Source organism: Parahoeflea alexandrii (assembly GCF_024105735.1).
In the GTDB taxonomy this organism is placed as follows: Bacteria; Pseudomonadota; Alphaproteobacteria; order Rhizobiales; family Rhizobiaceae; genus Hoeflea; species Hoeflea alexandrii.
The window spans coordinates 677,311-689,069 of the sequence record NZ_JAAAML010000002.1; the positions used below are offsets into that span (position 1 = coordinate 677,311).

Consider the following 11,759-nt stretch of genomic DNA (forward strand, 5'->3'; position numbering starts at 1 on the left):
ACCATGAAGAATTTCGCGCTGATCGGGGCCGCCGGTTACATTGCTCCCCGCCACATGCGGGCCATCAAGGACACCGGAAACCGTCTTGCGGTCGCCTACGACATCAATGATTCCGTCGGCGTGATCGACAGCATTTCGCCGCAGAGCGAATTCTTCACCGAGTTCGAGCGCTTCCAGGAGCACGCGCATGTCCTGAAGCGTGATCCGGCCACAAGGCTCGATTATGTCGGCGTCTGCAGCCCCAACTATCTGCACCACGCCCACATCGCGGCCGGGCTGCGCCTGGGATGCGACGTGATCTGCGAGAAGCCGCTGGTTCCGACCTCGACGCTTCTGGATGAATTGGCTCTGGTGGAAGGTGAAACCGGACAGCGGGTGTTCAACATCCTGCAGCTGCGCCATCACGCATCCATCCTGAAGCTGCGGGAAAAGGTTGCCGCCGCGCCCGCGGACAAGAAATTCGATGTGGACCTGACCTACATCACCAGCCGCGGCAAATGGTACATGGAAAGCTGGAAGGGCGACCCGCGCAAGTCCTATGGCGTGGCGACCAATATCGGCGTGCATTTCTACGACATGCTGCATTTCATTTTCGGTGACCTGCAGCAGAACGTCGTCCACTATGCCTCCGACAGCAAGGCCGCCGGCTATCTCGAATATGAGCGCGCCCGGGTGATCTGGTTCCTGTCGATCGATGCCGACGATCTTCCCGATGATGTGAAGGGCAAGAAGCCGACCTATCGCAACATCGATATCAGCGGCGAGCAGCTCGAGTTCTCCGAAGGCTTCACCGATCTTCACACGGTCAGCTACGAGGAAATCCTGGCGGGCCGCGGCTACGGGCTGTCCGACGCCCGCCACTGCATCGAGACGGTGGAGGAAATCCGCACCGCGCCGATCCGGCAGGGTGGATCCGCTGTTCACCCGTTTGTGGCACGCTTGCGGTGAGTGTCCAGATCCATCCCAGCGCCATCATCGACGAAGGCGCCCAGATTGGCGAGGGATCGCGGGTCTGGCATTTTGTCCATGTCTGCAGCGGCGCGGTCATTGGCCGCGGCGTTTCGCTGGGGCAGAACGTGTTCGTCGCCAACCGGACGGTGATCGGCGACAAGTGCAAGATCCAGAACAATGTGTCGGTCTATGAGAACGTCACCCTCGAAGAGGGGGTGTTCTGCGGCCCGAGCATGGTGTTCACCAATGTCTACAATCCGCGCTCGCTGATCGAGCGCAAGAACGAGTACCGCGACACGAGGGTTGGCCGCGGCGCGACGCTGGGCGCCAATTGCACCATTGTCTGCGGCACCACCATCGGCGCCTATGCGTTTGTCGGGGCAGGAGCGGTGATCAATCGCGATGTTCCCGACTATGCCCTGATGGTTGGCGTTCCGGGGCGGCATGTCGGCTGGATGAGCGAGTTCGGCGAACGGCTGGATCTGCCCCTGACCGGAGCCGGGCGGACGGTCTGTCCCCACACGGGCGATACATATGTCTTGCAAGACGGCCGGGTTCAAAAGGTGTAAGGGCAGGAAAATGCAGTTCATTGATCTCAAGACCCAGTACCAGCTTCTGAAATCCGAGATCGACGCGGGCATCCACCGTGTGCTCGAGCATGGCCAGTACATTCTCGGACCCGAGGTCGCCGAACTCGAGGAAAAACTCGCAGCCTATGTCGGGGCAAAGCACTGCATCACCGTCGCCAATGGCACCGACGCGCTTCAGATTGCCCAGATGGCGCTCGGAATTGCGCCGGGCGACGAGGTCATCACCCCGGGCTTTACCTATATTGCCACCGCGGAAACCGTGGCGCTGCTGGGCGCCAAGCCGGTCTATGTCGACGTAGACCCCCGCACCTACAATCTCGATCCCGCGGCTCTCGAGGCGGCCATCACGCCGCGCACCAGGGCGATCATCCCGGTCAGCCTCTATGGCCAGTGCGCGGATTTCGACGCCATCAACGAGATCGCAGCCCGTCACGGCCTGCCGGTGATCGAGGATGCGGCGCAGAGTTTCGGCGCGACCTACAAGGGCCGCAAGAGTTGCAATCTCAGCCTGATCGCCTGCGCCAGTTTCTTCCCGTCAAAGCCTCTGGGCTGCTACGGCGATGGCGGTGCGATTTTCACCAGTGACGACGAACTGGCCAAAATCATCCGGCAGATCGCCCGCCATGGCCAGGACCGCCGCTATCACCACATCCGCGTCGGCGTGAACAGCCGTCTCGACACGATCCAGGCCGCGGTGCTGCTGCCCAAGCTCGCCCGGCTCGACGCGGAGCTCGCCGCTCGTCAGGCCGTGGCCGAACGCTATGACAGCCTTCTGGGCGATGCCAGCGTGACCACGACCCCGTTTGTCGAGAGCTTCAACCAGAGCGCCTGGGCCCAATACACGATCCGCACGCCCGACCGCGAGGCCGTCCAGGAAAGCCTGAAACAGGCGGGCGTCCCCACCGCCGTCCACTACCCGATCCCGCTTAACCAGCAGCCCGCCGTCGCCGATCCCGATGCCAGCCTGCCGACCGGTGACCAGGTTGCAAGCGAGGTGATGAGCCTGCCCATGGGCCCGTACCTCACCGAAGAAGACCAGAACCAGGTCGTCACCGCGGTCCGCACCGCGCTGAAGGGATGATGGGTTTAGGGCTCTTTCGCCGCCCCCTCCCCCCGGTGGTCACGCCGGATTTTTTTCATATGCCGTGCAAAGCAATCTGGAGACATGGCTGACTCAGTGAGGGTTTGATGGACAATACTCGATTTGTACGCCTGGTTGCCGTCGCCTTCTTCGCCTCGGGCTTCTCCGCTCTCGTCTATCAGGTTGTGTGGCAACGTGTGCTGACACAGGTGATCGGCGCTGATGCGATCTCCGCAGTCCTTATCGTGTCCATCTTCATGATTGGACTCGGGCTTGGCGCAGAAGCAGGGCGCGCGTTCCTCCGCTCTCCCCGGGTACCGGTCGCGATTGCATATGCGGTGCTCGAAGTTGGCATAGGCATCTACGGGCTTTTGTCACTTGAGATCCTCCGGTCAGCCAATGCGTGGTGGGCAACGGTGGGCATGGAATCGTTGCTTGCAGATTCGATCCTGAACTTTGTCCTGCTTGCGCCACCGGTTATCGCCATGGGTATGACAACGCCACTTATCGTGCATCTGGTCAAATCGCGGCTTGATAACCTCGGGCGCGTGGTAGGACGCCTTTATGGACTTAACATCCTTGGGGCGGCCGTCGGAGCACTGGTGACAGGGCTTGTACTGATCGAGCTGATAGGTCTTGGCGGATCTGTTCGTGTTGCCGCCTTCCTCAATATCGTCGTTGGTGTGCTGCTTGCCTGGGTGCTGTACTCGTCAGGTCGTTTCGGCCTGGGTGGCGAGATCGTTCGGTCGGAGCCCCTCATACCACGTGCGGCGTTGGCGGCTGTACTATTTGGATTCGGTACACTCGCAATCCAAATTGCCCTGTTTCGTGTGCTTACCAATTACTTCACGATGTCCACGACGGTGTTTCCGGCAATGTTAGCGGCCTACCTTCTGCTCATGTCGCTTGGGCAGGAGGTCGGTGGACGATTGGCGGACCGGTTTCCGCAGAAATTGCCGCTTGTCTTGTCCGCCCTGTTCATGGTCGGTGCCGCACTTTTGGCCGCGGCCTTGATTTTGCCCCCGCCGTGGATAGCAGAGGCTGGAATTCTCCGGTTCACTACTTTCAACGGGTCGCTTCTCGCGGAACAGTACCGCCATTTGATCGGTGATCCCAACCCCGCAGTTGTGTTCGCCTTCAGTCTGGTGATGATGCTGTCAGTGCTACCTTGGGCAGCGCTCTTCCCGGTCATGCTGAAGGTTGTGACCCGCGACATCAATGTGGCGGGAACGGCATTTGCGCGGCTGTATTCGCTTTACACGGCTGGCAACGTACTGGGCGCTTTCATTTTTGGCATTGTGATCCTTCCCGCCGTTGGAACCGGGCTGTCCGTGATTTTCACGATCATTATAGTCGGCGTTGCTGCGGCCGTGATCGGCCGGACCGCAAAACCCCTCGCTCTCGTTGCGGTAGGAGTCCTTTTCGCACTTCTTATTCCAAGGGACTACTATCGCTCGTTCTCGTTTGGCGAGTATCAGATCTCAAGCGTGTATGAAGGTCGGTCCGGTGTGGTGACTACGGTTCCGACGCCGCAGTTCTATGAAATTGTAGACATGAATCGAACTGCATCCGCTTCGGCCATGGTACGGGATCCCAAGAAGGGTGAGTTTTATGAAGCTTGGCGCTGGAATCTGTCGGACCTTTTGGTTCTCGATCCCGCATTCCGGCCTCGCCGCATACTGATTATCGGGATCGGGCACGCCTATCTCATAGATGCTCTTTTGGATCTGGATTTCGTGGAGCATATAACGGTTGTCGATATCTCCGCAGAAGTTGTGGAGGCGGTCCGTGATAAGACTCTCACGTCGACTGCGCGGGTGTTCACCGACCCCAGGGTCAATATTGTTGTGGGCGATGGTCGTCGTTTTGTTCAGATGGCGCTGTCCAAAGGTGAGACCTACGATCTAATTCAAACGAAGATCAACGAGCCATGGCATGCTGGTTCTGGAAATCTCTTCACGTCGGAATTCTTTGCCATGCAGAAAGCCCTGCTTTCACCAGGGGGATACTTGGGTGTGCGCCCCTTGGTTGGGCATGTGCGGGATGCGATTGGTGTTTTTGGGAGCGCGGTTTTCCCTGGCTATTACCATGTCTACTTCCCGAACGGACCGCTACCTGAAATGACCGAAGCACGGGTCACACCTGAGATCGCTGCTGCTTGGACACGACTCCTGCCAGGCAAAGACCTGAAGGATGATCGAGCATCAGTAATGGCGATACGGGTCTTTAGGAGTGTTGATGGCCTTTTGCATATTGATCCCAATACAGATGATTCCCCGACGTTCGAGTATTTCTGGCTCCGCCAGCTGCTTGGACGTTGGCAGAGCCCGAGAGTAGGGCTAGACGCCGACCAGTTTTCGAGTTTCGAAACTGAGGTGCCGGTTGCCTATGGATACAGCCAATGATGGGAGAGCTTGAAGTGTTGGTGGTCTCAAGCCGATGAACCGCAACTCACCGAAATATGTAATCGCTAGTTTTCTTTGTTTGTCTCTTTTGTTGACGGGCGTTGTTGCCTGGATCGACCACTCGCCTGAGCCCGAACCGTATCTGATTCCGGAGTTGCACGCCCGGTTCGATCCACTGCGGCCTGGATATGGAGCCACCGACTACCCGGGCAATGCGGCGGCTGACGTCCCGAAATCCTACGCGAAAATACTCATCGCTGAGTTGGAGCGTACCCGAAACGGTTTGTCTGTGGATTTGCCAAACCTCGCGCCCCAGGCTGGTCGCTGGCTTCTCGACAACAGTGATCTCGATAAGGACGGTGTGGTTGGGTGGGGCGTCCCCATTGCGTGGGATGCCTATGGTGATGGTTCGGAAAACCCTGCCAATACCGCCTACACCATTTCCACGGCCATCACCGTACAGGCTTTGCTGGATTGGATGGAGCAGGATCCAAATTCGCCGGGCCCGCAGATCCTTGCGAAGGTAGACGAAGCCCTCCGTCCCTTTGTGGATCCCGAAATGCGGACACCCGCGGGGCTTTTGCCCTACTCTTTTGTCGAGACGGATCGACAGTACGATACGTTCAACCCGGCTGCCTACCTCGCCGGAGAGTTGCAGCGCTTCAGTTTGATTACCCCGGACAAGGGTTTCGCCGCGGCGTTGCGGGGTGCCGCTGATGATACGGTACAGGCATTGCTCGATTACAAGATGGTCAATCCGGAAACAGGGTCATGGTACTGGCGGTATTCTGTTCAGGAAAACGTGTCGAACGATCTGCCTCATGCGAGCTACATCATTCATGGGCTTCTGAACTACATTCGATACGAGGGTGAGCTTTCAGCACAAATTGATTTCGATGCCGTTCTTGCCCACATCAAGGAATTCGAAGCACCGGCGAGCGCAGACAGGGAAGGCTACATCCGTGGCTGGCCACTCCTTCAGGAAAACATAGAGCGCTCTGCGAGAACCTACGACATCGGCATGGCCTTGAGTCTGCTCTGCAATTTGAACTACTCCCCGGAACTGTCGAGAAAAATGATCTCGGAGCTTGTCAAGTACAAGACCGAAGATGGCGCATACCTCAAATACCCGGTTGGTTCTGAATATGCAGATCCGCTGGTCGTGAACGAATATGAAGCCTATCTCTATCGAGGAGTAGTCGCTTGTGAGGCTGCTAAAAGCCGTAACTTGAAAGACAGTGTTACCAGCGTACGCCTTTCAGACACGACGAACGAATTCGCGCCAGGTGCAGACAACAATCAAGTAATACCGTTCGTGCGTCCGTTTTCGGGAGAGGGGCGCGTAGAACTCATCGCCACACCAGCAGCCATTTCGGTCGTACACGACGGGAGTTCGTTGTCCTTTGAAGCCACCGAGCTGCCGCTCGCCATTTTCCCAACTGGGAATGGCAATCTTTCGATCACGCGCACGCTGCCAGATGACAGGTTGCTGCTGAAGCTGCTCTCTTCAGACGGCTCCGAAACGAGCCTCGTTTCGATCACCGCAAGCGCCGACACTCAACCAATGCTCCGTGCCGCTCGGCTTGTAGGGCAGACGCTGTATCTGGTTTATTACGACAATATCGCCCAAGGCAATTTCCTGGAGCGTTACTTGGTTAGAGATGGCGAGATTCAAAGAGACGGGAAGTTGATCACACTGCCGTTGCTGCTTGATCCCGCAGGTGGCACTTACGAGATGATCCCTTGGGTTGATGTTCTGGCTTCTGACAACGCTGTTCATATTGTCGGAGGTACCTTGAACGCGCGGATCATCGGCGATGTTGTCGAGGAAGGGCGTATGGATGGTTGCCACAAGATCATTGAGGCAGTGGCAACCCCTTCGGGACCTGCAGCGCTATGTCTGGCTGCCGAAGGTGCCGCCGAACCGTATTTCGTGGTGGCGCCCAGCGGTGTCAATGTTCCCAGGATCCAGAGCGGCGTGGTGCCCTACAACCTCTCCTTCAGAAGGGGTTCACTGTCCATCAAGCATGCGGACGATCCCGACAGTTACAGGGAGATGTTGCTGTTTGACATAGAGCGCATTCAGCAAAACGGCTGGCTTGAGTATGGCATCAGCAACGCCGAAGCGCGAATTCCCTGGTCGCAGATTTACTACCTGAATGGCTTCCTGGACTTCATCTACCTCGCCGAACGCAACGACAACATGGCCGACATGATCGGTGATATCGTGCCTGGTATACGGCGCCGGCTCGACCTCGAAATGGCAATAATTGATCAGCACTGGCGAGAAGGAAGATTTCAAACGCGTGCGTTCACGATAGATCGCAGCCCCGCACTATTTGCGGTCCAAACCAGTCGTTTGCTCCTTCTCATGGATCGTTACCTCAATGAGCTACAGGCTCCTGTTGAACTCGAGGGCTATGGGACCCTGCTTCAGGCGGTCCATTGCCTGGAAGACCACATTGATACACTGGCCTACGGTGTCGAACCGTTGCATTGGCTTTCAGGCGAGACCGCAAACCTAAGGTGGGAGAAGGGTGGTAAGTTCTATTTCGATGGCGTGGCGGTGCCTTTCAATCACCAGAACGAATGGGCTTACTCAGTTCTGGAGACGCGAAGTTCCTCGAGCTGTCCCGAAGCAGAGCAGGCTGCGATCCAGATAATTAAACACTTCCAGCGCCGGATTGCACCAGATGGTGAGTTGCCTGCTAACGGCGTGTGGGACTACTGGTGGGGAACCGCCTATGATGGTTGGCAGGCCAGCGATGGCATTTCCATAAACAAGCCGGAATATCCTGGTGATCATATCAAGGCTTGGATATCGTTTCGATCCATCGATGCTATGTCCAATCTCGCAGCCAGCACTGTACTGCCGGAATGGATAAAGGAGAACCTGCTGCGTTCGGCCTCCTATCTTGTTGCGTCGGGAAAACTATATCCATTTGTAAACTACGAGCTTACAAAACATGGCGAGCCAGCAGTTCTCAAGCCAATTGTAGCTATGCGGTATGCTCGCATAAATTCACCCTGGGACCTGCAAAGTGCAGCATGGGCCTATCTCGCACTTGCGAACGAAGCGGATTAATGATTTGCCTGTTTTGGCTTGCCTTTGATGCCGTAAAATTGGCATAGACAGGCCGCAGCGGCAGTGGAAACAGGAACTATATCGTAATGTGCGGAATTTTCGGACTGGTTACATCGTCCCGCCAGGGGCTGGACCGCGCGGCGTGGGATCGCGCCATCAGAAACCTTTTCATTCTTTCGCAATCACGCGGCAAGGAGGCGGCCGGCATCGCGATCGCTAATGCCGACGAGATCGTGGTGCACAAGGATTCCGTTTCCGCCGAGGCGATGCTGAAGACCGCGGATTACAAGACCGCTGTCAGCCGCGGCGCCGACGGGTTTTTCGCGGCTCCGGGCGACAAGAGCGCGCTGAGTGTTGTCGGCCATGCGCGGCTGGTGACCAATGGGCTTCAGGGAATTGATGCCAACAACCAGCCGGTGTGGCGCGACGATATCGTCATCGTGCACAATGGCATCGTCACCAATTGGGCCGAGCTCTGGGCTGAGAACCCCGACATCAAGCCACGCGCGGAAGTCGACACCGAAGTCATCGCGGCCTTGATGCACAAATACACGGTTGAAGGCGACACCACGCAGAAGGCCATGAGCCGCGCCTTTGATGATATCTACGGCGAAACCTCGATTGCGTTCTTCCAGCGCGGCACCAACGAACTGATGATCGGCACCAACACCGGCTCGGTGCACTACTGCATCTCGGCCAAGGGCGATGCCTTCTTCTTTGCGTCCGAGAAATGGATCTGCCAGAAGCTGACATCCGGCGACAAAACCATACCGGGTTTTGCCGGCGTGCCTGTTCATCAGCTCACCGCCGGCAACGGGATGAGCATCGATCTGTCCTCCATCGAGGTGAAGACTTTCGGTTTTGACAGCGCATTGGCCACGCCGCAGATCAGTCCGATGCTCGCCACCCAGCGCAACATCGAGGAAAAGTCTTACCGTCTCCGCCATGCCCAGGCGACCATGCAGCGGTGCTCGAAATGCCTTCTGCCCGAGACCATGCCCTACATCGCCTATGATGCCGATGGCGTGTGCAACTATTGCCACACCTATGAGCCGTGGGAGAAGAAGCCTGAGAGCGAGATCGAGGAGTATCTGGCCAGGTTTCGTGGCGACGGCAAGTCGCCTGACTGTGTGGTGGCCTTTTCCGGCGGCCGGGATTCCTCCTACGGCCTGCATCTGCTGAAGGAAAAATTCGGCATGCAGCCCATCACCTTCAGCTATGACTGGGGAATGGTCACGGATCTTGCGCGCCGCAACCAAGCCCGCATGTGCGGCAAGCTCGGCATCGAGCACATCTGGATTTCCGCCAACATCAAGGAAAAGCGCGCCAACATTCGCGCCAACGTGCTTGCCTGGCTGAAAAAGCCGGATCTCGGCATCATCCCGCTCTTCATGGCCGGCGACAAGCAGTTCTTCTGGTATGCCAACGAACTGATCAAGCAGACCGGCATTCCGCTGATGGTGTTCTGCACCAACCGGCTCGAGAAGACGGATTTCAAGCTGGGTTTCCTGGACATGCCGCCTCAGGTCGACGGTTTCAATCAGCCCTCAACCTTCGGGATGGGCCGCAAGGCCCAGATGCTGATGCAGTACGGCAAGCGCTATCTGTCCAACCCTCGTTACATCAACCGGTCCATCCCGGATACCGCATGGGCGTTCTTGTCCTATTACGGCATTAACCAGGACCATCTCTATCTCTTCGACTATGTCGATTGGGACGAGGACGTCATCGACGACGTTCTGATCAACGGCTATGATTGGGAGCTCGCCGACGACACGGAATGCACCTGGCGGATTGGCGACGGTACGGCGGCTTTCTACAACTACATCTACACCACGGTTGCGGGCTTCTCCGAGCACGACACCTTCCGCTCGAACCAGATCCGCGAAGGCCAGCTCACCCGGGACCGGGCGATGGAGCTCGTCGAGCGGGACAACCAGCCCCGCTGGAAATCGATCCGCGAATATACCCAACTCATCAATATCGATTTTGACGAGGCCATTCGAGTGATCGACCGGATTCCCAAGCTTTACGGCGCATAAGGCCGGCTAGAGTTCGGCGTCGAGCGAGATCGAATTGAAGTTCGCGTAGCATTCTCCCGCCGCATTGGCCCGGATCGACAGACGGAAGGCGGTGGGAGATGTCGCGGTGGCTACGGCTTGCGCCGGATCGTTTGCGAAAATATTTCCATAGGCGCCAAGGACGCGTGAGACGGTAGGCACGGTGCGCATGGTGACGGGTGTTGGAAGGCTGTTGAAAAAGTAGTTTCCGTAGGCCTGGGCATAGAGGAACAGGGCGATCGGCCCCTCGATGTGCTTGAAGTATCGGTTCGCAAGCGTTTCCTCCAGCGGCAGGGCCCGGGCCTGGTAAGGGGTCGGGCCTGATCCGATCTCCATCTTGACCCTCGCCACACCAGCAGGACCGGACAGCGCCGCGAGCGTGATCTCTATCGTGCCGCCATGCCCGCCGGGAACCTGAAAGCTGGTCGACGACCTGCCGGCAACAGCGTCGATGATCCGATCGTCACCGAAAACCGATACGGTGACCGCTGCGCCGGATACATGATCAAGCGAAATCGTGAGCGTCTCGTTGGCAATGTCGCCGAGCCCGAAAATGGCCGGTTCGACCACCTGGATGATCGAACCCGATGCAAGCGTCAGCGTGTCACCCGTCCGTGAGAGATTGGCGCCGGCCGCCCCCGCCTTCCAGCGATCGAACCCGTAGCTGCCGGCTGCCAGGCTGCCGCCTGCGAACGCGCGCTGATTGAGAGTGAAGTTTCCATTGATAAGCAGGTTCTCGCGGACCGCAACGGCTTCCGCGCCGCCTCCCGGAGTTTCCGGCAGGCTGACCACACCGGTCCCATTGTCGATGCTGACAGCCTCTGTCCAGTTGATGCCGTCAGGGCTGACCTTGATGGAAAACCGGTCATCGCCGGAAAGACCGAATTCGGCACGCCCGGAGAAGCCATCCTGGATCACGATGCTTGCGGTATCCCCGGCCGCGGCCTTGTTGATCTTCAGGCGGTGGTCGGCACCGGCATGGTTGAACAGGGTGGCCGGGCTCGAGACCGCAAGCCGGTTGGTCATGTCTGCACTTGCATTGATGCCAAGCGTCGAGAGCGCTACGGCGGTGCCGGCGCTGACCCATGCCCCGGCGTGATAGGCAACCAGCGCGGCGTCATCCTCGACCCAGGCCAGCCAGCCGTCTGACGGAGAGATGAAGTCCCAGTCGCCGTTTGTGAAGCAGGCGATTTTCCCGCTTTGCCCGGCGAATGCACCTCCTGCCGCATCAGCCACGATGTGTTTCTCGTTTTTCGCCGGGTCGCCGGGCGGCATTGGCGCCAGCCGGCTCTTCACACTCAGGTGGAGGATCTGGTCAAGCCGGACCAGCGCTTCGTTGTGGGTAACATGCTTTTGCGCCTGGGCTGCGGCGAGAAGCGGCAAGGCAAGGCGCGGGGTGGTGTCGCTCACGATCGGGTTCCTTCTGAAGGTCAGGGTCTTCAGGAAGTATCGAGGTGCGCTGATGGACGTGCATGAAGTTCTGCCAAACGAGCGCCAAACATCATGGGAATCAATTGCATAGCCATGCAATTCTCGCGCTCTCATCCACTATGAAAGACCTCCTGACACCCCGCGCTCGTTTCTCAG

The 11,759-nt window shown here is 58.0% G+C and carries 7 protein-coding genes; 6 read left to right on the plus strand and 1 reads right to left on the minus strand.

All coding sequences use genetic code 11. The features are described 5' to 3' along the window. Positions 1–3 precede the first annotated feature (3 nt). The 6 genes from GTW23_RS12880 (at position 4) to GTW23_RS12905 (ending at position 10,154) form a co-directional block, all read left to right on the plus strand. Complete coding sequence (locus GTW23_RS12880; protein WP_252916056.1) at positions 4–948, plus strand: Gfo/Idh/MocA family protein; 945 nt, start codon at positions 4–6, stop codon at positions 946–948. Beyond that, the gene (locus GTW23_RS12885) at positions 945–1,520 is read left to right on the plus strand and encodes an acyltransferase (protein WP_252916057.1); all 576 of its coding nucleotides are present in this window, start codon (positions 945–947) and stop codon (positions 1,518–1,520) included. Before GTW23_RS12880 ends, GTW23_RS12885 begins: the two co-directional genes overlap by 4 nt. 10 nt (positions 1,521–1,530) lie before the next feature. Next, positions 1,531–2,622: a DegT/DnrJ/EryC1/StrS family aminotransferase gene (locus tag GTW23_RS12890; protein ID WP_252916058.1), complete on the plus strand. Its 1,092-nt coding sequence runs from the start codon at positions 1,531–1,533 to the stop codon at positions 2,620–2,622. 1,580 nt (positions 2,623–4,202) lie between these two features. Then, positions 4,203–5,027 (plus strand): spermidine synthase, encoded by an 825-nt coding sequence (locus GTW23_RS23560; protein ID WP_425494107.1) that lies wholly within the window; start codon positions 4,203–4,205, stop codon positions 5,025–5,027. 34 nt (positions 5,028–5,061) lie between these two features. Further along, the gene (locus tag GTW23_RS12900; protein ID WP_252916060.1) at positions 5,062–8,112 is read left to right on the plus strand and encodes a hypothetical protein; all 3,051 of its coding nucleotides are present in this window, start codon (positions 5,062–5,064) and stop codon (positions 8,110–8,112) included. An 86-nt stretch (positions 8,113–8,198) separates the two neighbouring features. Then, positions 8,199–10,154: a hypothetical protein gene (locus GTW23_RS12905; protein WP_252916061.1), complete on the plus strand. Its 1,956-nt coding sequence runs from the start codon at positions 8,199–8,201 to the stop codon at positions 10,152–10,154. 6 nt (positions 10,155–10,160) lie between these two features. Here GTW23_RS12905 and GTW23_RS12910 read toward each other — a convergent pair whose 3' ends face one another. Then, positions 10,161–11,582 (minus strand): DUF2793 domain-containing protein, encoded by a 1,422-nt coding sequence (locus GTW23_RS12910; RefSeq protein ID WP_252916062.1) that lies wholly within the window; start codon positions 11,580–11,582, stop codon positions 10,161–10,163. Positions 11,583–11,759: the final 177 nt, after the last annotated feature.